Annotated in this window: 26 protein-coding genes, 1 pseudogene and 1 riboswitch; of the genes and pseudogenes, 9 read left to right on the top strand and 18 right to left on the bottom strand. The window is 66.3% G+C overall.

The features are described 5' to 3' along the window. Positions 1-191: 191 nt before the first annotated feature. Together NIBR502772_RS00860 and NIBR502772_RS00855 are read left to right on the top strand one after the other, a co-directional pair. Positions 192-1715 carry a UDP-N-acetylglucosamine 1-carboxyvinyltransferase gene (locus NIBR502772_RS00860; RefSeq protein ID WP_141138686.1) on the top strand — a complete coding sequence of 508 codons (1524 nt, stop codon included), beginning with the start codon at positions 192-194 and terminating at the stop codon, positions 1713-1715. A 191-nt stretch (positions 1716-1906) separates the two neighbouring features. Next, positions 1907-3133 carry a glutamate--cysteine ligase gene (locus tag NIBR502772_RS00855; RefSeq protein ID WP_141138685.1) on the top strand — a complete coding sequence of 409 codons (1227 nt, stop codon included), beginning with the start codon at positions 1907-1909 and terminating at the stop codon, positions 3131-3133. A gap of 95 nt (positions 3134-3228) precedes the next feature. Here NIBR502772_RS00855 and NIBR502772_RS00850 read toward each other — a convergent pair. Next, positions 3229-3851 (bottom strand): annotated as a pseudogene (locus NIBR502772_RS00850) (LysE/ArgO family amino acid transporter). Between the two features lie 69 nt (positions 3852-3920). On the opposite strand from NIBR502772_RS00850, the gene NIBR502772_RS00845 reads away from it, so the two are divergent. Together NIBR502772_RS00845 and NIBR502772_RS00840 are read left to right on the top strand one after the other, a co-directional pair. Then, positions 3921-4823 (top strand): LysR family transcriptional regulator ArgP, encoded by a 903-nt coding sequence (locus tag NIBR502772_RS00845; protein WP_210412363.1) that lies wholly within the window; start codon positions 3921-3923, stop codon positions 4821-4823. An 84-nt stretch (positions 4824-4907) separates the two neighbouring features. Then, positions 4908-5249 carry a DUF1905 domain-containing protein gene (locus NIBR502772_RS00840; RefSeq protein WP_141138684.1) on the top strand — a complete coding sequence of 114 codons (342 nt, stop codon included), beginning with the start codon at positions 4908-4910 and terminating at the stop codon, positions 5247-5249. A 138-nt stretch (positions 5250-5387) separates the two neighbouring features. On the opposite strand, the gene NIBR502772_RS00835 is transcribed toward NIBR502772_RS00840, so the two are convergent. The 3 genes from NIBR502772_RS00835 to NIBR502772_RS00825 are packed head-to-tail and all read right to left on the bottom strand — an operon-like array spanning position 5388 to position 7260. Then, positions 5388-6596: an O-succinylhomoserine sulfhydrylase gene (locus tag NIBR502772_RS00835; protein WP_141138683.1), complete on the bottom strand. Its 1209-nt coding sequence runs from the start codon at positions 6594-6596 to the stop codon at positions 5388-5390. Further along, positions 6593-7006, bottom strand: coding sequence for a rhodanese-like domain-containing protein (locus NIBR502772_RS00830; protein ID WP_104063251.1), 414 nt, complete (start codon positions 7004-7006; stop codon positions 6593-6595). The genes NIBR502772_RS00835 and NIBR502772_RS00830 overlap by 4 nt, the downstream gene beginning before the upstream one ends. Continuing rightward, on the bottom strand, positions 7003-7260 hold the full coding sequence (locus tag NIBR502772_RS00825) for a DUF1737 domain-containing protein (RefSeq protein ID WP_056341324.1): 258 nt from the start codon (positions 7258-7260) through the stop codon (positions 7003-7005). The genes NIBR502772_RS00830 and NIBR502772_RS00825 overlap by 4 nt, the downstream gene beginning before the upstream one ends. 13 nt (positions 7261-7273) lie before the next feature. Beyond that, positions 7274-7389: riboswitch (SAM riboswitch) on the bottom strand. A 125-nt stretch (positions 7390-7514) separates the two neighbouring features. Here NIBR502772_RS00825 and NIBR502772_RS22665 point away from each other — a divergent pair. Continuing rightward, positions 7515-8015 carry a hypothetical protein gene (locus NIBR502772_RS22665; protein WP_246848649.1) on the top strand — a complete coding sequence of 167 codons (501 nt, stop codon included), beginning with the start codon at positions 7515-7517 and terminating at the stop codon, positions 8013-8015. Positions 8016-8023: 8 nt separating this feature from the next. Here NIBR502772_RS22665 and NIBR502772_RS00815 read toward each other — a convergent pair whose 3' ends face one another. From NIBR502772_RS00815 to NIBR502772_RS00795, 5 genes are all read right to left on the bottom strand, one after another. Beyond that, positions 8024-9220, bottom strand: a complete 1197-nt coding sequence (locus tag NIBR502772_RS00815; protein ID WP_058930874.1) for an acetyl-CoA C-acetyltransferase — start codon at positions 9218-9220, stop codon at positions 8024-8026. Positions 9221-9324: 104 nt separating this feature from the next. After that, positions 9325-9912 carry a GNAT family N-acetyltransferase gene (locus tag NIBR502772_RS00810; RefSeq protein ID WP_371706745.1) on the bottom strand — a complete coding sequence of 196 codons (588 nt, stop codon included), beginning with the start codon at positions 9910-9912 and terminating at the stop codon, positions 9325-9327. Then, positions 9896-10360: a pyridoxamine 5'-phosphate oxidase family protein gene (locus NIBR502772_RS00805; RefSeq protein ID WP_141138681.1), complete on the bottom strand. Its 465-nt coding sequence runs from the start codon at positions 10358-10360 to the stop codon at positions 9896-9898. The genes NIBR502772_RS00810 and NIBR502772_RS00805 overlap by 17 nt, the downstream gene beginning before the upstream one ends. A gap of 84 nt (positions 10361-10444) precedes the next feature. After that, positions 10445-10912 (bottom strand): NUDIX domain-containing protein, encoded by a 468-nt coding sequence (locus NIBR502772_RS00800; RefSeq protein WP_141138680.1) that lies wholly within the window; start codon positions 10910-10912, stop codon positions 10445-10447. Between the two features lie 84 nt (positions 10913-10996). Then, the gene (locus tag NIBR502772_RS00795; protein ID WP_141138679.1) at positions 10997-11938 is read right to left on the bottom strand and encodes an aminodeoxychorismate lyase; all 942 of its coding nucleotides are present in this window, start codon (positions 11936-11938) and stop codon (positions 10997-10999) included. 95 nt (positions 11939-12033) lie between these two features. On the opposite strand from NIBR502772_RS00795, the gene cls reads away from it, so the two are divergent. Next, complete coding sequence (gene cls / locus NIBR502772_RS00790) at positions 12034-13506, top strand: cardiolipin synthase (protein ID WP_141141873.1); 1473 nt, start codon at positions 12034-12036, stop codon at positions 13504-13506. A gap of 9 nt (positions 13507-13515) precedes the next feature. Here the strand turns inward: cls and NIBR502772_RS00785 are convergent, their stop codons facing one another. From NIBR502772_RS00785 to NIBR502772_RS00750, 8 genes are all read right to left on the bottom strand, one after another. After that, on the bottom strand, positions 13516-15681 hold the full coding sequence (locus tag NIBR502772_RS00785) for a chorismate-binding protein (RefSeq protein ID WP_141138678.1): 2166 nt from the start codon (positions 15679-15681) through the stop codon (positions 13516-13518). Next, positions 15678-16172, bottom strand: coding sequence for a low molecular weight phosphotyrosine protein phosphatase (locus tag NIBR502772_RS00780; protein ID WP_305775667.1), 495 nt, complete (start codon positions 16170-16172; stop codon positions 15678-15680). The genes NIBR502772_RS00785 and NIBR502772_RS00780 overlap by 4 nt, the downstream gene beginning before the upstream one ends. Positions 16173-16365: 193 nt before the next feature. Continuing rightward, a complete protein-coding gene (locus tag NIBR502772_RS00775; RefSeq protein WP_141138676.1) occupies positions 16366-17373 on the bottom strand; it encodes a bile acid:sodium symporter family protein in 1008 nt (335 codons plus the stop codon). A gap of 132 nt (positions 17374-17505) precedes the next feature. Continuing rightward, positions 17506-18129 (bottom strand): LysE family transporter, encoded by a 624-nt coding sequence (locus tag NIBR502772_RS00770; protein ID WP_141138675.1) that lies wholly within the window; start codon positions 18127-18129, stop codon positions 17506-17508. A 40-nt stretch (positions 18130-18169) separates the two neighbouring features. After that, the gene (locus NIBR502772_RS00765) at positions 18170-18559 is read right to left on the bottom strand and encodes a type II toxin-antitoxin system VapC family toxin (RefSeq protein WP_141138674.1); all 390 of its coding nucleotides are present in this window, start codon (positions 18557-18559) and stop codon (positions 18170-18172) included. Then, on the bottom strand, positions 18559-18795 hold the full coding sequence (locus NIBR502772_RS00760; RefSeq protein WP_104063282.1) for a type II toxin-antitoxin system Phd/YefM family antitoxin: 237 nt from the start codon (positions 18793-18795) through the stop codon (positions 18559-18561). The genes NIBR502772_RS00765 and NIBR502772_RS00760 overlap by 1 nt, the downstream gene beginning before the upstream one ends. 68 nt (positions 18796-18863) lie before the next feature. Continuing rightward, positions 18864-19685: a methyltransferase domain-containing protein gene (locus NIBR502772_RS00755; protein WP_141138673.1), complete on the bottom strand. Its 822-nt coding sequence runs from the start codon at positions 19683-19685 to the stop codon at positions 18864-18866. A gap of 102 nt (positions 19686-19787) precedes the next feature. Then, positions 19788-20303 carry a MarR family winged helix-turn-helix transcriptional regulator gene (locus NIBR502772_RS00750; RefSeq protein WP_141138672.1) on the bottom strand — a complete coding sequence of 172 codons (516 nt, stop codon included), beginning with the start codon at positions 20301-20303 and terminating at the stop codon, positions 19788-19790. Between the two features lie 186 nt (positions 20304-20489). Between NIBR502772_RS00750 and NIBR502772_RS00745 the strand changes: the two genes are divergently transcribed. Next, on the top strand, positions 20490-22706 hold the full coding sequence (locus tag NIBR502772_RS00745) for an efflux RND transporter permease subunit (protein ID WP_141138671.1): 2217 nt from the start codon (positions 20490-20492) through the stop codon (positions 22704-22706). A 5-nt stretch (positions 22707-22711) separates the two neighbouring features. On the opposite strand, the gene NIBR502772_RS00740 is transcribed toward NIBR502772_RS00745, so the two are convergent. Beyond that, entirely contained in the window at positions 22712-23641 is a 930-nt protein-coding gene (locus NIBR502772_RS00740; RefSeq protein ID WP_141138670.1) for an NAD-dependent epimerase/dehydratase family protein, read from the bottom strand. Positions 23642-23768: 127 nt separating this feature from the next. On the opposite strand from NIBR502772_RS00740, the gene NIBR502772_RS00735 reads away from it, so the two are divergent. Together NIBR502772_RS00735 and NIBR502772_RS00730 are read left to right on the top strand one after the other, a co-directional pair. Continuing rightward, positions 23769-24545, top strand: a complete 777-nt coding sequence (locus tag NIBR502772_RS00735) for a TetR/AcrR family transcriptional regulator (RefSeq protein ID WP_141138669.1) — start codon at positions 23769-23771, stop codon at positions 24543-24545. A 69-nt stretch (positions 24546-24614) separates the two neighbouring features. After that, a complete protein-coding gene (locus NIBR502772_RS00730; RefSeq protein ID WP_141138668.1) occupies positions 24615-24839 on the top strand; it encodes a hypothetical protein in 225 nt (74 codons plus the stop codon). The last annotated feature ends 140 nt before the right edge of the window (positions 24840-24979 follow it).

Here is a 24979-nt window from a genome sequence, read left to right as displayed (position 1 = left end):
GGCAGGCCTCCTGCAGGGCATTCTTCCGTTTATCGTAATAAACCCGATGTTTCAGTCTCCCGCCGAGCGAGTGGCGGGTCAAGGACAAGCATCAAGGAGCGGCTATCTCATGAATCGGGTATTTGCGGGGATTTCAGCCGCCACTCCGATTCAGATCCCACAAAATAGCTCATTTGTGATATTTTTTATCTATGATCCAGCGAACTGCCGAGCACGTTGCCGCCACACTCAGGGACGCCCGGACCGAGAAGGGCTGGACCCAAGGTCAGCTCGCGTCAGCGCTGGGAACCAGCCAAAGCGCCGTCGCCCGGATGGAGCAGGGCAAGCAGAACCTGAGCCTGAAAATGATCCAGCGGCTCGAAGCCATTCTCGACCGCAGCATCGTCAAAGTGGGCAAACCGCAGATGACGCACCTGCGGATCGAAGGCGGCCGCACGCTTTCCGGGGCGGTGGATGTCAACAGCAGCAAAAACGCCGGTGTGGCGCTGCTGTGCGCCAGCCTGATCAACCGCGGCACCACCGTGCTGCGCCGCCTCGCCCGGATCGAAGAGGTCAACCGGATCGTGGAGGTCCTGACCAGCATCGGCGTCGAGTGCACGTGGCTTAACGACACCGATCTCCAGCTCCGCCGCCCCGCCGTCCTGGACCTCAAGGCCATGGATGTGGACGCGGCGCGCCGCACCCGCAGCGTGATTATGCTCCTGGGCCCGCTTCTTGACGAATCCGCGGAATACCGCCTGCCGTATGCCGGCGGTTGCGATCTGGGCACCCGCACCGTGGAGCCGCACATGCAGGCGTTGCGCCAGTTCGGGCTCTCCGTGGAGGCGACTGCCGGTTTCTACGCCGTGCAGGCTCCGCCGCCGGACACCCACGACCGGTCCTTTGTGCTGACCGAACGCGGGGACACTGTCACCGAGAACGCGATCATGGCAGCGGCGCACCGCCGCGGCACCACCGTCATCCGCAACGCCAGCCCCAACTACATGGTCCAGGACCTCTGCTTCTACCTCGAGATGCTGGGCGTGAAGATCGACGGCGTGGGCACCACCACACTGAAGATCACCGGGCAGCCGCTCATCGACGTCGACATTGAGTATTTCCCGTCCGAGGACCCCATCGAGGCCATGAGCCTCATCACCGCCGGGATTGTCACCAACTCAGAGGTGACCATCCGCCGCGTCCCCATCGAGTTCATGGAGATCGAACTGGCCACGCTGGAACAGATGGGCCAGAAGCTGGAGATTTCCGGCGAGTACGTGGCGCGCAACGGCCGCACCCGGCTGGTGGACGTGACCACCAAACCGTCCGAGCTGCGGGCGCCCGAGGACAAAATCCACCCGATGCCGTTCCCTGGCCTGAACATCGACAACCTGCCGTTTTTCGCGGTCATCGCCGCCAACGCCCACGGCCAGACCATGATCCACGACTGGGTCTACGAGAACCGGGCCATCTACCTCACCGAACTCAACCGGCTCGGCGCCCAGGTGCAGCTGCTGGACCCGCACCGGATCTACGTCAACGGCCCCACGAAGTGGCGGGCCGCCGAAGTGGGCTGCCCGCCGGCGCTCCGCCCCGCCGCCTGCCTTTTGCTGGCCATGCTCGCGGCGCGGGGTGTTTCGGAGCTGCGGAACATCTACGTGATCGAGCGCGGCTACGAAGACCTGGCGGAACGGCTCAACACCATCGGCGCCAAGGTGGAGTACTTCCAGGACTAACGCGAACGTACACTTGCGGCCCTCCGCCTGGCGCGAACTGGCAGATAACGACCCCTAGAGGCGGGCAAATTCAAGTAGTCGGAGCAACGCCGGGGTTTAGGCTGCTTGCAGCAGCTGGTTCAGCCGGTTCGCGCTTCGTTATGATCGGCTATACCGGGTCAACCTGGCGGGCGTTGCAGCACAATATAAGAATGCGAACATTCGGCGTCGAGGAAGAGCTCCTGATCGTTGATCCGGACACGGGGGAGCCGCTTGCCCTCGCGGATGCGATGTTGTCCGGCCGCCGGATGGCAGCCGACGACGCCCCGGAACGTCCCTATGCGCTGGCAGCCAAGGAAAAAACCGCTCACGACGACTGGACTGGCCTGACTGCCGAGCTGAAGCTTGAGCAGATCGAGACCCAGACCCGTCCCTGCCTCGAGTACGCAGAACTGCTGCAGCAGATCCGGGCCGGCCGGCTGCTTGCGGACCAGGCGGCCATCAAGAACGGTGCCAGGGTCGCCGCGCTGGCCACTTCTCCGTTTGGCCTTGCGAGCCACACCACTCCGGACGCCCGCTATGTCCGGATGCTGGAACGCTTCGGCCTGACCGCGCAGGAGCAGCTGACCTGCGGCTTCCACGTCCACACGTTCATCGAATCCAATGACGAGGGCGTGGCAGTGCTGGACAGGATCCGGGACAAGCTGGCAGTGCTCACGGCAGTGAGCGCAAATTCGCCGTTCTGGAACGGGATGCCCACAGGGTTCGAGAGCTACCGAACCCAGGCCTGGAACCGCTGGCCTATGTCCGGCCCTTCGGCCATTTTCAGCACGTACTCCGCATATCGGAGGGTGGTCACGCGTCTGCTGGACAGTGGCGTGCTGCTGGATGAAGGCATGATCTACTTTGACGCCCGACTGTCCCGGAACCACCCCACGGTTGAGGTCCGGGTGGCCGACGTCTGCCTCCGCGCCGAGGACGCTGCCCTGATCGCGGTGCTGGTGCGGGCCTTGGTCGAATCGGCCAGCCGTGAATGGCGCGACGGCGTGGAGCCGGCCCCGGTGCCCACGGTGCTGCTGCGGATGGCGGCATGGCAGGCGAGCAGCAGTGGCCTGAACGGTGAGTTGCTGGATTTTGGCACGTTCAGGCCGGCGCCGGCCGTCGACGTGGTGCGATCCTTGGTGGATTATCTGGCTCCGGTCCTCGCCGAGCAGGGCGAACTTTCCCTGGCCCGGCAGGGCATCGAGGACATCATTGCCCGCGGCACGGGCTCCACCGAACAGCGCAGGGTGCGGGACGCGGTGATGGAAGAATCGGCGCCCGACGACGGCGGGCTGGGGGCCGTGGTTGCCCACGCCGTGCGTGTCACGATGCGCGGCACCTCCGGGTTGGGTGAGGCGGACGAGGTCCCGGAGCTGCTGCGCGTGCGCCTGTCCTGAGTTCTCCCCGAGGCTTTGCGCGAACGGGCAGGTATGGCCCTGTTCTTGCGCTGTGACGGGCCCCAAGTGTCCGTTCGCGCCAAGAAACGACGACGTCACGCACCGACAGCCAGGCGCACACCCAGCGTGAGCATGACCGCAGCGACCAGTCCGTCCAGGATGCGCCACGAGGAGGGCCGCGCGAAGAACGGCCGGAGGACCCTGGCCCCGAATCCCAGCGCACTGAACCAGGCGATGCTGGCGGCGATGGCTCCGCCCCGAACCACCAGCGCAAATCCTGTGCCTGCTGGTTGGCCACCGATCCGAGCAGCAGCACGGTGTCCAGGTAGACATGCGGGTTGAGCCACGTCAGGGCCAGTACCGTGCTGAGGGCGGCGCCGAGGCCGACGGCGGGCTGCCGCCCCGACGCCGTTAGTGCTCCAGGACGAACCGCCCGGCGCGCCGCCATCACGCCGTAGCCCACCAGGAAGGCGGCGCCGGCAAACCTGACCACGTCGACGATCACGGGACTCGACTGGAGCAGCGCCCCTACGCCGGCGATGCCCGCCGCGATGAGCAGGGCATCGGAGACGCTGCAGACCAGGACGACGGCGGCCACATGCTCGCCGCGGATGCCCTGCCGGAGGACAAAGGCGTTCTGGCTGCCGATGGCCACGATGAGGGCGAGGCCTGTGCCGAAGCCCAGCGCGGCGGGGCCTAGAAGTGCAGTCAGATCCATATCCTCCAACGTACGGGCGGACGTAGGATTACTCCAGCTAATTATTCTTAGCTCTATTAAGGAAAGCTAATGAAGATGTTCCAGTTCGAGCAGCTCCGGACCTTCGCGGCCGTCGTGGACGAGGGGACGCTCGAGGCGGCGGCCCGCAGCCTGTACGTCACGCCGTCGGCCATTTCCCAGCGGCTCAAGGCGATGGAGGACGCGGCCGGCCAGATCCTGTTGCAGCGCACCAACCCCGTCCGCCCCACCACCGCCGGAGAAGCCATCCTGCGGTTCGCCCGGCAGGTCCGGCAACTCGAATGGGACGCCCAGCAGGAGCTCGGCGGGAGCCGGGACCGCCCGACGGCGCCCATCCCCTTGGTGGTGAACGCGGACTCACTCTCCACCTGGTTCATGCCTGCGCTGGCAAGTCTTCCGCCGGACCTCGGCGCGTGCTTCGAACTCCGCAGGGAGGATGAGCAGCATTCCACCCGGCTCCTGCGGACGGGATCGGTGATGGCCGCAGTTACCGCAACGCCGGAACCGGTCCAGGGCTGCAGCGTGGAACCGCTGGGTTCCCTGCGGTACCGGGCGGTGGCAAGCCCCGGCTACCTCCGGCGCTGGTGGCCCGACGGGCCGGAACTTGTTGCCGGGAGCCAGGCCCCGGTGGTGGACTTCGACCGCAAGGATGACCTGCAGGACGGGTTCTTCCGCACGATGACCGGCGCTGAACTGACCGCACCGCGGCACTATGTGCCGTCGTCGGCCGAGTTCGCCCAGGCCATCCGGCTCGGACTGGGATGGGGGCTGCTGCCGGAGCAACAGTGCCTGGCAGACCTCCACAGCGGCGCCCTCGTGGAGCTGGCCTCCGCGAGCCCCGTTGACGTGTCCTTGTACTGGCAGCGCTGGAAGATCGACTCCCCGGTGCTCAACCAGCTGACCGACGCCGTCCGGGAGACGGCCTCCCGGGAGCTGCGCCAGCCGGGCGCCTAAGCGGCTGTTTGCCTCACGCGTTATTCGCCTGGCCCGGCCCCGGCAGGGGATGCGTCCGGCAACGCGTCATGCCATACTCAGGCCGTGACGTCGTCGTACTCATTCCGGGCCGAACTGTGGCGCTATCCCGACGAATCCGGCTGGCACTTCCTGACGCTCCCGGTGGAGGTCGCCGACGACCTCCGGGAGGAGGCCACGGTGTTCCGGAAGGGCTTCGGCTCGGTCAGAGTCACGGCGGAAATCTTCGGCTGCACCTGGCAGACCTCGGTCTTTCCGGACAGCAAAAGCGGCTCCTACCTGTTGCCCGTCAAGAAGGCCGTCCGGGACGCGGCGGGCATCAGCGACGGGGATGAAGTGGCCGTCCGGCTCGCGATCCAGGGCGAAGACGAGGCAGGTACCGGGGAACGGACAAGCGGTACTGGCTGAACTCTGCCGGGAATGACGCTCCCAGGATCGCCTCTCCTCGAAGCACCCCGCGATGGACTGCGCCGGAAGCCACCGGGAGGGCCGCCACTATCCAGGCATCATCGCGCAGCAGCCCAATCAGAACCAGGCCAACCAGACCTAGATGTGCTTCAGGGCCTGCTCCAGGTCGCCGATGAGGTCGTCCACGTCCTCCAGGCCCACGGACAGCCGCACCACGCCGTCGCTGAGCCCGATGGCTGCGCGGCCCTCGGGACCCATGGCGCGGTGCGTGGTGGTGGCCGGATGGGTGATGAGGGACTTGGCGTCGCCCAGGTTGTTGGAGATGTCGATGATCCGCAAGGTGTCCAGCAGCGCAAAGGCGGCGTCCTTGCCCGAGCGGCCACCCGTCGTCGCAAGTTCCAACGTGAGGACGGTGCCGCCGGCCTTCATCTGCTTGGCGGCGAGCTCGTATTGCGGGTGTGACTTCAGCAGCGGATACCTGACCCAGCTGACGGCAGGCTGCTGCTCGAGCCATTCGGCGATCCGCAGTGCGGACGTGGAGGAGTGGTTGACGCGCAGCGCCATGGTCTCCAGGCCCTTGGTGAGCACCCAGGCGTTGAACGCGGAGAGAGCCGGGCCCGTGTGCCGCATGAGCTGCTTGACCGGGCCGTCGATGAATTCCTTGGTGCCCAGGATGGCGCCGCCCAGGACGCGTCCCTGGCCGTCGATGTGCTTCGTGCCGGAGTACACAATCACGTCCGCGCCCAGTTGGCCGCAGCGCTGCAGCAGGGGAGTGGCAAAGACATTGTCGACGACGACGGTGGCTCCGGCGGCGTGAGCCAGCTCGCTGACCGCGGCGATGTCCACGATTTCCTGCATCGGGTTGGACGGCGATTCGAAGAACACTGCGGTGGTGGGCTCCGACAGGGCGTCCCGCCACTGGTCCAAGTCCGGGCCGTCAACAAATACGGTTTCCACGCCCCAGCGCGGCAGGATCTCGTTCAGGATCACAAAGCAGGAGCCGAACAGCGAGCGCGCGGCAACCACCCGGTCCCCGGCCGCCAGCAGGGCGCCCAGTGCGGTGAACACAGCTGACATGCCCGACGCCGTGGCAAAGCACGCCTCGGTGCCCTCAAGCAGGCGGAGGCGTTCCTGGAATGTGGCCACGGACGGGTTGCCGTACCGGGAGTAGACGAAGCGTTCGTCCTCGCCGGTGAAGGCGCGCTCGGCGGCGGCAGCGGACTCGTAGACGAAGCCCGAGTTCAGGAACACCGGTTCGGTGGTCTCCTGGAAGTTGGTGCGGTCCAGCCCTCCGCGGACCGCCTGCGTCTCGGCGCTCCAGCCGGCGGCGTCAGGGTTGAAAGTCATTTGGCTATTCCCAGGTTGGTGGGCAGGCCGCGGTTCTTCCAACCGTTGACGGTGCGCTCGCCGTAGCGGTCCGGCTCGCCTTCGAAACCCTCCAGGACGTTGTAGGAGGTGAAGCCGGCCTGCGTCGCGGCGATGGCGGCGGCGATGGAGCGCTGGCCCGAGCGGCAGAGGAACACCAGTTCAGTGCCGTCGTCCTCCGGGGCCTGCTGCGTCAGGTCGGTGATGAAATCCCGGTTCGGGATGCCACCCGGGAACGTCCACGGGATGAACAGGGGATCGTTATCCGTGGCCTTCGTGTCCGGGATGCCGATGTGGGCCCATTCGCCTTCGGTCCGGACATCCACCAGGATGGCGCCCTGTTCGAGTTTGGCCCAGGCCTGCTGCGGGGTGAGGTCTCCGGCGTAGCTCATGCGTGGCCCTCGCCGTCGAAATCGAGGTCGTCCACGGCGGAGGCGACGGCGGCATCAGCTGTGGCGATGGCTGACGGGAGGATGAGTGCCTGCGCAACAATCACAACGCCGCCGTTGGACGTTGCGGCCGGGCTGCCGTGCAGGACATACCCTTCGGCCAGGGCAGTCGAAATCCGTTCACAGAACGACCTGTCATCCGGCCCGGTGACAAGCCGGTACGACAGTTTCTCTTCAGGGGCGGGTGCGTCAGACACGACGGAACTCCTTCTTTCACGCTTGCAGCTCGAATGGGTCGATATGCCGAGTATTCACCTGAGGCACCCCGCCGCGAAAGGGAGGGTTGCCGACCGGCCAGTCAGGGCTTGGCGCCGGTTCTCATTACTCCCCAAAAACGTAACATCCGGCCCGCCCGGCCGCACTGCCGCCGACGTCATGTTCCGTAACCAATGCGTCTTTCCGTAATCCCGCCGTGCTTCCGTAACGCCGGCGCTGACGGGACAATCGGGTCATGGGGAACATTCGGGGGCGTTCACTGACGGGTGCCTGGGCACGCGTTTTGGCTGTGACGTTCTGCGCTGTGCCGGTGCTGGTGGGGGTGACAAGCTGCCGGAGCATTTTCGCGCCGCCGCCCTGCATGCCGCCGGACTTTAACGTCTCGCCTGCCGCAGCCAAACCCGGTGACAAGATCACCGTCAGCGCCCCGGATACCACCTGCGATGCCCGCTACGGCACCGACGCACAGGTCCAGGTGACGGTCAAGGATGCGACCGGTACCGCGGTGCTGGAAGAGCTCGCTCCCATGTCCGACGACGGCGGCTTCACTTTCGTGTTCACCGTCCCGGCTGGCGTGGCTGCCGGGAAGGCCGGGGTCACCGCTTACCCGTACAACCTGGACTGGTGCGACGACACCGGAGTGAACAACCGGGCGGCTCAGGGGCCGGCGGGACTGGTCCGGGTTTCGTGTGCGGAACGCCTGGTGCCGCTGATCATCCGTGGACCCGGAGCCTGAACCTGGCGTCAGGCTTTGAGGATCAGGGCGTCGCCCTGGCCGCCGCCGCCGCACAAGGCAACCACGCCTGTCCCGCCGCCGCGCCGGTTCAGCGCGAGTGCCTGATGCAGGACCAGACGGGCCCCCGAGGCGCCCACCGGGTGGCCCAGGGCGATGGCGCCGCCGTCGGCGTTGATCCTGTCCGCGTCGATCCCCAGGTCCGTGGCGGACTGCAGCACCACCGAGGCGAAGGCTTCGTTGATCTCAATGAGGTCCACGTCGTCAATGGTCAGCCCTTCGAGTTTCAGGGCTCGCTCGATGGCGCGGGACGGCTGGGAATGCAGGGATCCGTCCGGTCCGGCGGTCTGGCCGTGGCTGCCGATTTCCGCGATCCAGCTGAGGCCGGCCGCTTCCGCAGCTGCCTTGCTGGCCACTACCACTGCGGCGGCGCCGTCTGACAGCGGGGAGGCGGAACCGGCGGTGATGGTGGCCGCCGGATCCTTGGAGAAGGCGGGCTTCAGTGCCGCCAGCGTCTCGATGGTTGTGCCGGCGCGGATGCCTTCGTCGGCATCAATCACGACGGCGGGTCCCCGGCGCTGCGGGACCTCCACCGGAGCGATCTCCTCAGCCAGGATGCCGGCCGCCCGGGCGGCCTCCGCCCGCTGGTGCGAAAGGGCGGCGACGGCGTCCTGGTCCTCGCGGCTGATGCCCAGGCGGGCGTTCCCGGCGTCCGTGGCGGAGCCCATCAGTTCACCTGAGACGGGGTCCTGCAGGCCGTCAAAGTTCAGCGAATCCAGCAGCGGCGCATCACCGATGGCCACGCCGCCGCGAAGCCGGGGGAGCAGGTGCGGGGCGTTGGTCATGGACTCCTGGCCCGCCGCCACAATGAAATCAGCCTCGCCGGCGCGGATCATGCGGGCGGCATCAATCACAGCAGTCAGGCCGGACAAGCACAGTTTGTTGATGGTCACGGTGGGCACATCCCAACCGATGCCGGCGGCGAGGCTGGCCTGCCGGGCGGGTCCCTGGCCAGCGCCCGCCTGGATAACCTGGCCCACGATGACTGCCTGGATCTGTTCCGGCGCCACGCCGGACCGTTCCAGTGCGTTCCTGATGGCGTGGGCACCCAGTTCGCTGGAGGTGAGCCCGGAGAGGCTGCCGCGGAACTTGCCGAAGGGGGTCCGTGCGCCGCCCAGGATGACGGGGATGTGGGCGTCGTTGCTCATGGTCTGCCTTTCGGTTGCGGATTCAAGAGTTCTTGAGGCCAGCTTAGGCGAACCGTGAGGGCCGGTGAGGTCGCGCAGGCGCTGTGGATTCGGCCGCGATCGCGTCAGCCGTGGAGGAGCAGTTGGTGGAGCAGGTGGTCCTGCCAGCGGCCGGCGATCTTCAGGTACTCCGGCGCCACGCCGATTTCCCGAAACCCGGCGCGTTTGAGGATCTTGCGTGAGGGCTCATTGTGGAGCAGCGTTGCCGCCTGGACCCGGTGGAGGCCCAGTTCTGTCCGGGCATGGTCCGTGGCGAAGCGGACCGCGGCAGCTCCGATGCCCCGCCGGTTGAGGCTGGAATCAACCCAGTACCCGAGGTTGGCGTTGAGGAACGGCCCGCGGACGATGCCAGTAAGGGTGACGGCGCCGACGATGTACGCGGGATCGTCGCGGTTCACCAGCACCCACGGAACTTCCTGGCCCACGGAATGCTGGGCGAGCTTGGCCCGGATGATGTCCAGCTGATGCCTGGGAGTGAAAAAGGCTTCGTCCCGCTCCGGTTCCCACGCAGCCAGGTGCTGGCGGTTCCGGAGGTAGGCCTTACTCAGGCCGGCCGCATCGCTCCGCCGCAGCAGCCGGATCCGGACCCCCGGGACGAGCGGAGCGGGGGCTTCGCTGTCTATAAGCTCTCCCGCGCTATTCGAAGGAAGCACGACGGCGGTCCGACAACCGGGTGTTCCAGACATCCGGTTTGGTGACCTGGAAGCGGCGGCCGGTCAGTGCAAGTGGGGTTAGCCTGATGTAGTAATTCTTAGGTCCGGACTGCCAGGGCTCCAGATGCAGGGCGTCGACGGCGTCCTTGTCAGCCTGGGCCTCGATCACTTCGGTGTCTCCGCGCGCCACCACACTCCAGGCCACCTCCGTGCGGGGATCGTATCCATCGATCTCCAGCGCCGCGGGACGGTCCGCCTGGGCGCCCCACAGTTTGGAGCCACCGGCGCTGCGGAAGACGATGCTCCTGCGGTCCAGGACGTAGTTGACCGGAAAGATCTCCGGATGGCCGTCCACTACAAGGGCCAGCCGCCCCAGGGTGTCGTCGGCCAGTAGTTCCCAGCATTCGTCAAATGTCAGTTTGTTGATCGGCTGCGCGTAAGAGTTCATGCACCAAACCATACGGACCTGCGGGACGGACCAACAGGGTATTGCCACACTTCAACCCCCAGGCCCGGGCCTTGGCAGGTCGACTCAGGGCAATCCAACATGCTCCAGCAGGGCGTCCAGGAGGGGTAGCTGGCCCTTGACCAGCTTGCCGCGGGCCTCGGATTCCGTTACCCACCGGGCATCGTCCACCTCGGGAAAGTCCTGGATGATGCCGGATCCTTTGGGCCACTCCAGCGGGAACGTGTTGCTCACTATCCGTTCGGGCTGGAAGTCAGACTCCGCGGCGAACACTGTGATGATCTTTCCCGACGGTTGCCTGAACGCGCCTAGCTCAAAGTAGGGCACAGCTGGCGGCGGCGTGCCGATTTCTTCGGCAAACTCGCGCAGCGCGGCCAGCAGTGGTTCCTCGTCGGGAAGGTACTCGCCCTTGGGAACCGACCAGGACTGGGTTTGTTTGCGGGCCCAGAACGGTCCGCCCATGTGCGCTATCCACACTTCCAGCCCGTCCGCTCCCTGCCGGTACAGCAGGATCCCCGCACTGTGAACCACCATGGCTTAAGGCCTCCCTGCTGGACTTCGGAAAACTGCTGGACTTCGGAAAACTACGGGATCCGGGAAACTGCAAAATTCCGGAAACTACTGGATCCCGGCAAACAATGCGTTGAGTTCGGCCGTCAGCTGCTTCTGCACAGCAGGCGTCCCGATTTCCTTGCCGTCGATGTGGTTCACCGGCGCGAGTAGCCTGATGCTGGAAATCAGCCACACGGCGTCGGCGTCCAGCAGGTCCCGAGGCTCCAACGGCCCGTAGCCGAGCTCCCAGCCGGCTGCCTTGGCCGCCGCAAAAAGCGCACCCTGGGAAGTCCCGGGGAGGATCCCGCTGTCCAGTTGCGGTGTGATGAGGCGGCGCACCGTCCGGGTGGCGCCGGCGCCGTCGTCGGAGGTTTCCAGATGTGCCAGCAGCACAGTGGACGTGGGGCCTTCCAGGACCCGGCCGTCGGAGGAGGTGAAGATGACGTCGTCGGCGCCCTGTTTGTGGGCGTACCGCAGGGCGGCCATGTTCGTGGCATAGGACAGGGTCTTGGCGCCGAGCAGCAGCCACGGGGCACGCTCAGCTACGTCGCTGTTGTAGCCGCGGTCCAGGAGGATGACGTCGATACCTGTTTCGCGCTGGCGGCGTCCCAGGGCGCCTACCGGGGAGACCTGAACCCAGCACGTGGGGGACTCTGCGCCTTCCGGGCCGCGGGTGACCACGAGTTTCACCACCAACTCGTCCTCGGCGGGCGACGGCGCGGGGTGCTGCGTGCGGTGCTCGGCGACGCCCGTGGTGATCGCCGCCCGCCACGCATCCTGCGCCGGGATCACCAGGTCCAGGGCGGCCGCGGACCCGCCGAGCCGGTCCAGATGCGCCGGCAGCTTCCGCACCGTGCCGCCCACCGCAAGCATCGATTCGAAGACGCCGTCCCCGCGGGTGGCGCCCTGGTCCGTGGCCATCAGCTGGGGCTGCGAAGCGTCGGCCAGCCGGCCGTCCGGGAACGCGGGGTCAAGGAAAACGAGCACCACGGGCGCAGGAGAAGTCATGGCTCCAGCTTAGTAGGGCCCGGCGCGGCTAAGCTGTGGTCATTGCCCCGCCGGAACCGGTCCGCGGGTGCGCGCAATCCGGGGGTAGTCCAGTGCTGTGGCCAATTTCGCTTGCCGGTACCGCGCCGACATGGGTAGTGGTGGTGCTCAGCATTGCAGACCTGGTGATCCGGGTTCTGGCCATCGGCATCATCCCCGGCAACAGGCGCCCCACCACGGCCATGGCCTGGCTGCTGGGTATCTTCTTCATACCGTTCCTGGGCCTGGTCCTTTTCCTGCTGTTCGGAAACTTCAAGCTCTCCAGGCGCCGCCGCCAGCAGCAGGAGGTCATCAACACCCGGGTGCGGTCCGGCATCTCGGCGCTCGCCGACGTCGTCAGTGAATACACAGGGCCCGAATGGGTGACGTCCGCAGGTGAACTGAACCAGCGGCTCGGCTCCCTCCCCATGGTGGACGGCAATTCCGTGGACCTCATTCCCGGCTACCCGGACTCGATCCTGGCCATGACCGAAGCCGTGCGCAAGGCCAAGAAATTCGTTAACGCCGAGTTCTACATCATGAGTACGGACCACATCACCAATGACCTGCTGACCGCCCTCGAGGAGGCTGCCGAGCGCGGAGTGGAAGTCAGGGTGCTGTTCGACCACATCGGCACGCTCCGGGTCAAGGGTTACCGCAACTTCCTCAAGCGTCTGCGGGCCGGGAAGATCCAGTGGAAGCGCATGCTCCCGCTGCTGCCGACCCACGGGCAGTGGCGACGCCCGGACCTCCGCAACCACCGCAAGATCATGGTGATCGACGGCGAACTCGCCTTCACCGGGTCGCAGAACCTGATCGAGCCTTCCTACAACAACCCCAAACACCGCAAGGCCGGCCGCGAATGGGTGGAGCTGATGGCCTGCCTGCGCGGACCGATCGTCACCACACTCAACGTTGTGTTCGCCACGGACTGGCTGAGCGAAACCGACGAGTCCCTGGAACACCAGCTGCAGCTCCCGGCCAACCCCGAACCGGGCAACGTCACGGCCCAGGTGGTGCCCAGCGGTCCCGGGTTCATCACCGAAAACAACCTGCGCCTCTTCAACACCCTGATCTACTCCGCGCAGCACCGGATCTCCATCTGCAGCCCGTATTTTGTGCCCGATGATTCCCTGCTCTACGCCATCACCACAGCGGCCCAGCGGGGCGTGGACGTGGAATTGTTCGTCTCCGAAAAGGGCGATCAGTTCCTGGTCCACCACGCCCAGCGCTCCTATTACGAGGCGCTGCTGGAAGCCGGGGTCCGGATCTACCTCTACAAGGCGCCCTTTGTGCTGCACGCCAAGCACTTCACCATCGACGACGAAGTGGCCGTCCTGGGCTCCAGCAACATGGACATGCGCTCCTTCTCGCTGAACATGGAGGTCTCGGTGATGCTGCTCGGCGCGGAAACCGTGAACAACATGCGCGCGGTCGAAGACACGTATCGCGACATTTCCAACGAGCTCATACTCGAGGACTGGGTGCAGCGCCCCCTCGCAGCCCGCTATGTCGATAACGTCGCCAGGCTGACCGCCACGCTCCAGTAACTCCGGGGGTCAGGCGTCGGGAAAGTCCGCACCCAGCGCGGAAAGCACACCGTGCGCCTTCACGCGGATTTCGTCGTACTCCTCGTCAGGTACCGAGTCGGCAGTGATGGCGCCGCCGACGCCGAGGGTGAGTTCCGCCGTCGACTCTTGTTCGTCGCCGTCCCCGGCCACCGCCGTGGTTACCAGGGTGCGGATCGCCACCGCCAGGTCCGTGGCCCCGTTGAGGGAAAAGTAGCCGATCGCGCCGGAATACAGGCCGCGCGGGCCCTCCTCCAACCGGTCCAGGATGGCCATGGTGCTGATTTTCGGGGCGCCGGTCATGGAGCCGGCCGGGAAACAGGCGGCAACCGCCTCGGCCCGCGGCGAGCCGGGCAGGAGCCGCGCGTCGATGGTGCTGACCATCTGGTGCACCGTGGCGTAGCTTTCGATTTCGCACAGCCTGCTGACAGTCACCGATCCGGGCTCCGCGAAGTGGCTGAGGTCGTTCCGCAGCAGGTCCACAATCATGATGTTTTCCGCGCGGTCCTTCAGCGAGGTCGCCAGGTCCTCCCGCAGCTGCCTGTCACGCTCCGGATCAGCACCCCGGCGCCGGGTGCCCTTGATCGGTTCGGCGCGCATGCCGCCGTCGGACGTTATCCTCAGGAACCGCTCCGGCGACGTGCTGGCCACCGTCAGCCCGCCGAATCGCAGGTAGCTGGCGAACGGCGCGGGATTCTTCCGCCGCAGCGCGAGGTACGTCGGCCAGGGGGCCGCCGCGGCCGCGGGCAGCCGGGCCGTGAGCGTGGTGGTCAGGCAGACCTCGTATGAGTTCCCCTCATGGATTTCGTGCTGGGCGGCGGCGATTTTGGCCAGGTAGGACGGCTCCGTGTCGCGGCTGCTGAATGCGGGCCCAACGGGACGGACGACGCCGTTGCTGCCGCCGGCGTGGGTGCGTTGGTTCCCTGAGCCTGGTGTGCTCGGGGCGGGGGCGGCGGCGGCAGCGGCAGCGGCAGCGACGGCGACGGCGGCGCGGGCGTCGGTCAGCCAGCGGTCGGCGTCGGGCGCTTCCAGGGCAAGGAGCCAGGCCGCTCCTTCCACGTGGTCCAAAACGACGGCCCGGCCCGCGAAGATCAGGGCAGCGTCAGGAGTCGGCGCCGCCACGTCCGTTCCGCCGGTTTCGCGCTTGAGCTCATAGCCCAGGCAGCCCAGCCAGCCCAGGGTGAAGTCGCCCGGGTAGCCGTCCGGCGTGCGGACTGCCCGGCGTCCCCAGACGGTGTCCAGCCAGCGGAAGAACGGTCCCGGCACGCGCGCCGTGGCGGAGCCTGCCGTGATGACGCTTTCGCCGGACCGGTGCGTGACCGCCTGGCCGTACGTCCCGCCGTCGTCCGCCAGGATGCTGAAGCGGCTGCGCACGGTGGCGGGCTGCTGTTCCGGCGGCGTCGCGGGCGCGCCGGGGGACGCGCTGGCGGAGGAGCCTGGGGTGGGGGAGTCCGCGTTGGAGGAGTCCAGCCAGACGGCATTTGCCGAGCCGCCGTAGAGGTTCTCGAAGAGCACCGCGGCGTCCGGCCTGGCGTCCAGCCGTTCTGCGCGCAGCCTGAGGCCGCGGCGGGCGGCAAGCTCGGGAACAAGGGCAGGTCCGAGAGCGGGCAGGTATGCAAGGGCCTGCATAACGTCGGCGGTGGCGGACCCGTCGGCATTGTTGAGCACGCGGATATCGGCTTCGCGGGGGACGTCGTCGGCGGCGAGCCAGGCTTCTTCCTGCTCAGCCCACTGGTCCCAAAACGGTTCATACGTCCCGCCGTCGCGGTCCAGGGCCCGCTTCCGGCGGACGTCGTCCGGCGAGTCTGCCCAGATGACCGCGCTGAGCAGGGGCCGGGCGTCCGCAGCCGCCGCCCCCACTCCCTCAATGATCACGATCTCGGCGGGCAGCGTGACCCGCGTGTCGCCGTCGTAATGCCTTTCCCAGTCCCAGCTGGTCCAGGAGGCGGGCTCGGCGCGGCTCAACGGCGTGAGCACGGTGGAAACGTAGCGCTCGATGCCCGCGGTGAGACCGTTCCAGCCCGGGTAGATGTCCTCCAGGTGGAAGAGCGCGACTTTGTGATGGTTCCGCAGCTGCGCGGCCAGTTCGATGGCCAGAGTGGTTTTCCCTGCGCCGGATCGCCCGTCAATGGCGATGATCACAGGTGCGGGGGTCATGAAATAGAGCGTACCTGCTGCTGCATCAGCTGCTGTCGCGGCGCCGCCTGGCCAAGGACCGTGCGGACATGCGCGACGACGCCGGGCACAGCGCCGCGGATCTGCTCCCAGACGGCGTCAAAATCGGCGTGTCCCCCGTACCAGGGATCCTCGATGCCTTGGTCCAGCGGATCGCTGCCGGCAGCGGCGTGGTCGAAGCTGCGGAGCATCCGGACCTTGTTCATGGCGTGCGCGTCCGGCGCGGCGTCGCGCAGCCAGGCGTAGTGGTCAACGTCCAGTGCCAGGATGAGATCGCGTTCGCGGAACCACCCAGCCTGCCAGGCGCGGGCAACATGGTGCTCTGAGCCCAGATGCGTTTCCGCAAGCCGGCGGGCGGCGCGCGGATCGATGGGCCGCCCTGCCTCATAACCGGTAGTTCCTGCCGAATCCACTGTCACATCCAAGCCCAGGCCTTCTGCTTCGAAGGCAGCGCCCAGTATCATCTCAGCCATCGGTGACCGGCAAATATTTCCCGTGCAGACGGCGATGATTCGGTATGGGCTCGACCATGAGTTCATGGGGCTAAGCATGCGGGACCAGGGCATTCTTGGCCAGCTGGCATTCGCATGTCGTGACAGGTTCGTAAGAAATTTGACTGAAAAGTCAAAATTCCGTCCGTCCGTCTGCCTTCCAGGATCGGCCTTGCTAGGCGTCCTGCAGCGGGCGCCGCGCCAGCCAGGCTGCCACGATCGCGCCGGAGATGTTGTGCCACAGCGAGAAAACGGCGGACGGCAGTGCGGCCAGCGGCGTGAAATGCGCGGTGGCCAGCGTGGCGGCCAAACCGGAGTTCTGCATGCCCACTTCGAAGGCGAGCGCCCTCCGTGCTTTATCGTCCAGCCGGCCCAGTTTGCCCGCCAGGTAGCCGAGGCCCAGGCCGAAGCCGTTGTGGAGGACCACAGCGAGGAACACAATGCCGCCCGCGGCCACGATCTTGGAGGCGCTGCCCGCCACAACAATCGCGACAATGAAGGAAATTACGACGGCGGATGCCCAAGGCAATGCCGGCAGCAGCTTGGCGATGAGGTTCTTGAAGAACAGCCGCGCCAGCAGCCCGGCGATGACGGGCAGGAGTACCGTCTTGACGATGTCCAGGACCATGCTCCCGGCGTCGATTTCCAGGAACGATCCGGCCAGGAACAGGACCAGCAGTGGCGTAACCACCGGTGCGATCAGGGTGGATACCGAAGCGACGGCTACGGACAGGGCAACGTCCCCCTTGGCCAGGAAGGCCATCACGTTCGAGGCGGTGCCGGATGGTGCACAGCCCACCAGGATCAGGCCTACGGCAAGCTCCGGCGGAAGCTGGAGCGCCACGGCAATCAGCCAGCCCGCACCGGGCATGATCACGTAGTGCGCCACGATGCCCAGGACCACTGCCCACGGGCGCTTCACCACAGAGGCAAAATCCGGCGGCGTCAGGGTCAGGCCCATACAGAACATGATGATGCCCAGCAGGTACGGGACGCTGGGCCCCAGCGGCTGGAAGGTGGCTGGCACAAGGAAGCCGGCGACACCCGCCAGGACCACCAGCGCCGGGAAGATCGTGACGGCAAGCCGCGCGATTTTCGCCTCGGCGGCCAGCGCCGGGTTGGTGGGTTTGGTGGCGTCAGGGCCGGATTCTGTCGATGTGGGGGATTTGGTTGCCTCAAGCATTTATCGATCGTGGCATTGATGTCCGGAAGGTGGCCACTTCATGACCATACCCAGGACAAAAATGTCAGACATCTGCAGCCGGAAGGCTTGCCAGTGGATCCAGGCCTTGACGACGGACCTGGAAGAACACGACTAGTGGATCAGCGCAAGGAGAATTCCTACCGCCACAAAGAGCACCCCGAAGATCCGGCTGAGGATCTTCTGGCCACGGGCGTTGTACGTGAACCGCTGGAAGGACTTGGCGGCAAAGGCGAAGAAGAACCACATCACCAGGATGTCGATCACCACCACGGTGGCTGTGAGCACAAGGTACTGCGGCAGGAGCGGCTGTTCCGGGCGGATGAACTGTGGCATAAACGCGAGGAAGAAAACGATGGCCTTCGGGTTGAGCAGGTTGACCCAGAGGCCACGCCGGAACATTGACCAGGCGGGCTCGTTCCGGAGGGCGGCGGCCTGTTCCTGGTCCGGCTCCGGCTTGCTCAGGAACTGGCGGATGCCCAGGTACACGAGGTAGGCGGCCCCGGCGTAACGGATCACATTGAAGGCCACCGGGGAGCTTGCCACCAGCACACCGACGCCCAACGCCACGATCACCACGTGGACAACCAGGGCTGCCTGCTGGCCAAGGATGCCCCAGATGGAGCGGCGGAACCCTGACGTCAGCGAGTTGCTCATGGTGTTGATGGCACCGGCACCCGGTGTGAAACTGATCAGGGCGCCGGCGCCCGCGAGGGCGAGCCAAAGGGAGAGTTGCACCTGCCAAGTTTAGTGCCGTCGGCACAACAAGAGTGCCGCCTCACCAGAGCGTGGTCACGGGCTCGAATGCGTGAAGCTCCTCATCTGCCGTTACCAGCGTCAGCCCCTCCACCATGGCCTGGGCAGCCAGCATCCGGTCAAAGGGGTCCTTGTGTTCCCAGTCCAACTGGCCGGCGGCCAATGCATGCGGTGCGGAGATGGACAGCTCAGAGGCGTACAGGTGGGCCACCTGCCGTCCAAAGCTTGCCACTATCGCCGCTCCAGCCGGCAGCTTGCCTTGATGGTGTTTGTAGGACAGTTCGTACGCGGTCATGGGCGACACGTAGACCGAGTTCTCGAGCTTAGTGATGGCGTTCCTGGCCTTGGTGGACAGTTTCCTGGGTTCGGCGAGGGCCCACAGGAAAACATGTGTGTCCAGCAGCAGGCGCATCAATGATCCCTGCCCGTGGCTTCACCCATTTCCTCGTCGGTCCACGGGTCATAGAACCCGTCAGGAATTTGAAGGGGCGCCAGGAAGCCCAGCTCGCGTTTGTGGGGGCGCTCGATTTTCACCAGCCGGGCCACCGGGCGGCCGGCCTTGGCAATGACCACATCTTCGCCGTTTTCAACAAGGTTCAACAGCTCGGACAGGCGGGTTTTTGCCTCTTGGACGTTGTACTGTCCCATGTTGACCAAGTCTAGTTGGTCAACCTCGGCGGTGTAAGGCTCTGCCCAGTATTCGTTCTCTCCGTAAATCACGCCCGGGCGATGACCTCACCGTTCGGGATCAGGAACCAGCCGTCGTCTGTGGATCCCCAGCGGTGCCATCCTGCCGAAATCCGGGCCAGGTCCGCTGGATTTGCGAAGCCGTATTCAAGGGCCTGCTCCGCGAAGGCCGAATGCAGCACTCGTTCGCCCCAGACCCGGGCCTGCCATCTCCGTTGTTGCCCGGTGGCATAGAGCCAGTTGCTGCTGGTGGGCGCCACGTTGCTGAAGCCCGCAGACTGGGCCCAGGACACGAGCCGGCGGCCGGCGTCGGGCTCGGCCCCGTTGCGTCGTGCGATCCGCTGGTACAGGTCCATCCATTCGTCCAGCTCAGGGATCGTGGGGTACCAGCTCATGCCGTGGAAGTCGGCGTCGCGTACCGCCACTATGCCGCCCGGCTTCGCTACCCGGCGCATCTCGCGCAGCGCCTCCACCGGGTCGGTCAGGTGCTGGAGCACCTGGTGGGCGTGGACGACGTCGAACGTTTCGTCCTCGAAGTCAAGGTCGTAGATGTTTCCGGCCAGGAATTCCACATTGGCCACGCCGCGTTCGGCGGCCAGCGCCGTGGCCTGGGCGATGATGTCCGGTGACCGGTCCAGGCCGGTGACCTTTCCGGGCGACACCAGCCCGGCGAAATCGCAGGTGATGCTTCCAGGGCCGCAGCCGACGTCGAGCACTGAAACCCCGGGCGTGAGGTGCGGAATGACAAAGGCCGCGGAGTTCTCCGCGGTCCTGGAAGCGTGGGCGCGGACCACCGACTCGTGGTGGCCGTGCGTGTACACATCGTCGTCGTCAGGCTGCTGCGTACTCATAATGAAACGCTACCCCTCCGCAGTGAAAAACAGGCGGAACCGTCCCCGAAGTAGATGGCACTTATCGTCGTTATGAGCTCTCATGACGACATCTACTGCGACCTACCTGGGCGGAGTGGGCGAGGCGGGGCCGCCGTCGGACGTTTCCTCACGGGCCGCGATGGTGGCGTCCACCATGGCGGCCATGAACCGGCTGACCAGCTCCAACTCTTCGGGCGAGAAACCCGCCATGGCGGCATCCAGGTGGCGCGAAAGCGGCATAAAAATGGCGCTGCCGTCCTGGAAGGCTTTGGGTGTCATGCGCAACTGGACCTGCCTCCGGTCCGGGCCGAGACGCTCCCTCACAACGTGCCCTGAACTGTCCAGCCGGTCGATGAGCGCGGTGGTGGCGGGCGAGCTGAGGTTGAGTTCCCTGCGCAGGATGCCCGGCGTGACCACCAGGCCCTTGGCGGTGTGCCGCATGATCACCGCCAGCGCGTTGAGATCCGTGCGGTGCATGTCGTTGCGGCCGCCCGCAGTGTCCACATACCTGTTGGCCTCCAGCGTGAAGTCCTGGAGCAGGCGGACCAGGGCGAAGGGTGCGGAGTCCGGTGGGCGCTGGAACGCTTCGTCTGTCATGTTCGTCCCGCCTCCGCTCGCTTACTGGTGCCCGAGATCCGGTCTGGTGCCCTGACGGATATTACTGCAGCGACGCCCGATGAGTAGTTTCAAACAGGAAACCCAACCCATGGCAGTTATCTCCATGATGGAGATACTCTAGGATGGAATCAAGTGTACCGCGTCCACCCGAGCGAAGCAGGAATCATGACATCAAGTCCCCTACACAGTGCGAGGGCACCGTTCTGGCTGCGCTGGCTCCTTCCGGTTCTGCTGGTGCTCACGTGGCTGGCCATTGCCGGTGCGGGTGGACCCACGTTCGGCCGGCTCGACGAGGTCTCCTCGAACGACCAGGCCTCGTTCCTGCCGGCGAGCGCCGAGGCCACCGCCGCGCAGGACTGGCAGGCAAGGTTCCGCGATTCAGACGAAGTGCCGGCGGTCATCGTCATCGAAAACGACGCCGCCATCAGCCCCGCGGACCTTGGCGAACTGGCATCCCTGAAGGCTGGGCTGGAGGGCCTGGAACTGGGCAGCGCCGTGATCGGCCCCATCCCGTCCCAGGACGGTGAAGCGGTCCAGTTCATAGCCCCGATCGGGTCCTCCGGCGAGCTGAAGGAATCCGTCCAGGAGTTGCGGGACTTCCTGGCGGATTCCACCCCCGCAGGCATGCAGGCCTTCGTCACCGGCCCCGCGGGCCTGACCGCAGACCTGGTCGGCGCCTTCGCCGGCATCGACGGCGTCCTGCTGCTGGTGGCGCTCGGCGCGGTCTTCCTGATCCTGCTGATCGTCTACCGTTCGCTCCTCCTGCCGCTCGCCGTGCTGCTCACCTCGGTCTTTGCGCTGTGCGCCGCCATCCTGCTGGTGTTCGGCATGGCCAAGCTCGGCTGGATCCAGCTGAGCGGCCAAAGCCAGGGCATCCTGTCCATCCTGGTGATCGGCGCGGCCACGGACTATGCCCTGCTGTACGTGGCGCGGTTTCGCGAGGCCCTGACCCACACACGCAACCGGACGGAAGCGGTGCTGACGGCGTGGAAGGCGTCGTTCGAGCCGATCCTGGCTTCCGGTGCCACCGTCATCATCGCCCTGCTCTGCCTGCTGTTCTCGGATCTGAACTCCAACAAGGCGCTGGGCCCCGTTGCGGCTGCAGGCATCCTCTGTTCGCTCTTCGCCGCGCTGACCCTCCTGCCCGTCCTGATGGCACTTTTGGGCCGGGCCGCGTTCTGGCCGTTCCGCCCCAAGCTGGTTCCGGCGGGCGAGCGCGAGCCCGAGTTGGTCACCGGCCTGGAAGGGCAGAAGGGCATCTGGCGGGCCACCGGTTCGCTGGTCTCCCGCCGCCCGCGCACGGTCTGGGTCGCGTCGGTCCTCCTCCTGCTGGTGGCTTCGGCGGGGGTGCTGCAGCTGAAGGCCAACGGCGTGCCGCAGACCGAGGTCATTCTCACCGCGTCCAATGCGGTGGACGGCCAGGACGCGCTGGCGCGGCATTTCGACGCCGGCAGCGGCAGCCCCGCCGTCGTAATTGCGGACGAAAGCAAGGCCGCTCAGGTGTTGGAAAAGGTCAAAGCGGCCGACGGCATGGGGGACGCCTACCTCCTGGCTGAAGGCAGTGTGCCGATCACCGGTGCCCCCGGCGCTCCCAGCGCCCCGGACGTCCACGACGGCAGAGTGCTGATCAACGCCACGCTTAATTACGCCGCGGATTCCATCGAGGCGGAGGATGCGGTCAAGGCGCTGCGCCGGGAGGTAAAAGCGGTCGACGCCGGCGCTTTGGTTGGCGGCGTGACCGCCACTGCCCTGGACACCAACACCACCGCCCAGCGCGACCTGGTGATCATCATCCCCATCGTCCTGGCGGTCATCCTGGTCATCCTGATGCTGCTGCTGCGCTCCGTGGTGGCGCCGGTCCTGCTGGTGCTCTCCGTGGTGCTGTCGTACGGCGCGGCCATGGGCGTTTCGGCCGTCGTCTTCAACAGCCTGCTCGGATTCCCCGGCGCCGACGCCACCGTGCCCCTGTTCGGGTTTGTGTTCCTGGTTGCCCTGGGTGTGGACTACAACATCTTCCTGATGAGCCGGGTGCGGGAAGAGTCGCTGAAGCACGGGACCCGGCCGGGCATCCTTCGCGGACTCGGCGTGACCGGCGGAGTGATCACTTCGGCCGGCGTGGTGCTGGCCGCCACGTTCGCCGCACTGAGCGTCATCCCCATCATGTTCCTGGTGCAGCTGGCCTTCATTGTGTCGTTCGGCGTACTGCTGGACACCGTGCTGGTGCGCTCGCTGCTGGTCCCTGCGCTGGCGTACGACATCGGCCCGCGCATCTGGTGGCCCGGCAAGCTGGGCCGGACGGAGCTGGATGCCGCGGTGCGGCGGGAGGTTGGCCCGGCCGAGCCCGGCATTCATCCCGCGTCAGAGTCTGCCAGCCGCCGCTAGGGCACCTAGCCCTGCGCGCGCCACCATGCCACCGTGGCCGCGGCCGCCTCGGGCAGGGGCGTCGGCCGCAGGCCAAACACGGACTCGCTGGCGGCGGAGTCCATCACAAACGGCCGCTCGAACTGGTAGAGCATTTCGGCAACTTCGCGGAAGTCTTTCGAGAACACACCCATGGTCCGGAGCGCCCAGCCCGGAATGGCTCCAAGCTTCGGCGCCTGCACTCCGCCAGCCTCGGTGAACGCTGTGGCCAGCTGCCGCTGCGTGACTGCCGGACCCGTGGGCGCGTGCCACACCTTGTTCCACAGCGACGGCGTCGCCGCGGCATGGATCATCGCGGCGGCCAGGTCCGGGACGTACGTGAATGAATGGGGCTGATCGGCGCTTCCGATGACCCAGACTTTCTTGCCGGCCAGGACGGCGGGGACCACGCGCTCTCCGGCATGTGAGGTTCGCACCCGAGGGCCAAAGAAATCGCCGGCAACCACGCTGACGGTGTTGGTCGGAGAGGCGTCCCGCGCCATGAGCAGCGCGGTGCGGACGCCCCGCTTGCCGCCCTCGGCAGTCCGCGGACCCGCCTCGACCATGGGACGTTCAGGCTCGCTGTACGAGTAAAGGCTTTCGGGAAAAACGACGACGGCGCCTGCCTCGCCTGCCGCGGACAGCACCGTTTGCTCGGCCCGGGGCAGTTCTGCTTGCCACGCGTCCACGCTGTAGGAGGAGCCGTGGATGCAGTGGAAGACGGCTGTGGCGCCCGCGAAGGCGTCCCGCAGTTGGGCGGCGTCCTGGACGTCGGCCTTCACCCGCTCCACCAGCGGGTGCTTGGGGCCGCTGCCCGAACGGGTGAGGATCCTGACGTTTTTCCCCTGCCCCGCGAGCTGTTCTGCGACTGTCCAGCCCACAGGCCCCGCGCCCGTAACTACGTATAGATCGTTCATGACTTCCCCTTCAAAAATTCGCTATTGAGAGCACCGCTCTCTCAATAGCGTGCACCCCCGAATGGCAGCTGTCAAGAGCGGTGCTCTCAATTGTTGACACTGCTCTGACTTGTGCCATGCTGGAGCAATGAATGACCCTGTCGCGGCCGCGGAACCCACCCTTCGGACACCGCGGGAGCGCGCCCGCGCCCAGACTATTGCCGACATCGTCAGGCTGGGCAGGGAACACCTGGCAGAGCAGGGCGCGGCCGCCTTGTCCCTCCGCGCCGTGGCAAGGGATCTTGGCGTGGTCTCCTCCGCGGTCTACCGCTACGTGGCCAACCGCGACGAGCTGCTCACGCTGCTTCTAGTGGACGCCTACAGTGAGCTCGGCGACGCCGTGGATGCCGCGGTGAACGCGGTGCCTGAGCGCGACTTCGATGGCAGGTTCAAGGCGCTCGGCCGGGCTGTCAGGGCATGGGCGTTGCGGGAGCCTGCGCGCTACGGCCTGCTTTTCGGGAGTCCGGTCCCCGGCTACCAGGCCCCCTCGAGCCAGACCACAGCCCCGGGAACGCGCGTGATCTACCGCCTGATCGGCATTCTCGACGGCGCCTACCGGGCAGGTGCGCTGACCGCCATGGCGCGCACCGCCGTCGTACCTTCTGCCTTGTCCGCCGACCTGGAAGCGATCCGCAGTGAACTTGGGCTGGCCATGCCGGACGAACTCCAGGCGAACGGTGCCCTGGTATGGACGTCGCTCTTCGGGGCCGTGAGTTTTGAGGTTTTTGGCCAATATGGCCCGGATACGTTCCGTGCCCGGGGCGAACTCTTTGAACACCACCTCACCGTCCTCGCGGCGATGGCGGGGCTCGTGCCGGACGGAAACCCGCGGGACGACCAGAAGTCTGCGGCCACCCCTGTTTAGCCCGCCTCCGGCTGAGTAGACTCCAAATGCGCCCGGATGGACGCGGAAACTCAAAGGAGGGATCACGTCATGAGTGAGAACACCGCACCTGAAGAAGATCGCCGCAAGGGCAGCACCGAGCCCGGGCTGGAGGGTGAAGGCGGCCAGTATGAGGGGGGCGACTATGGCGAGGCCGGCGTGGGCGGTTCGGAGAACGAGTCCGAGGAGGGCAGCTACCCGGAAGGCGACTATGGCGAGGCCGGCTCTGCTGGCACCGCGCGCGAGGTGGAAGTGGACGAGGACAAGGACACGTAGCCGCCGTTCACGCACAGCGAACTACTGCCCGGGAAGCGGATTTCGCGCACAAAAATCCCGGAAATCCGGGGAATCGGTTGAGGCTGCCGTGACCCAAAAATCCAAAGTTGAGCGCACTCCGCTCAACTTTGGATTGACAT

This window comes from Pseudarthrobacter sp. NIBRBAC000502772 (assembly GCF_006517235.1).
Classification (GTDB): domain Bacteria; phylum Actinomycetota; class Actinomycetes; order Actinomycetales; family Micrococcaceae; genus Arthrobacter.
The sequence above is the reverse complement of the archived record's forward strand: the minus strand, read 5'-3'. Positions and strand labels throughout refer to the sequence as shown.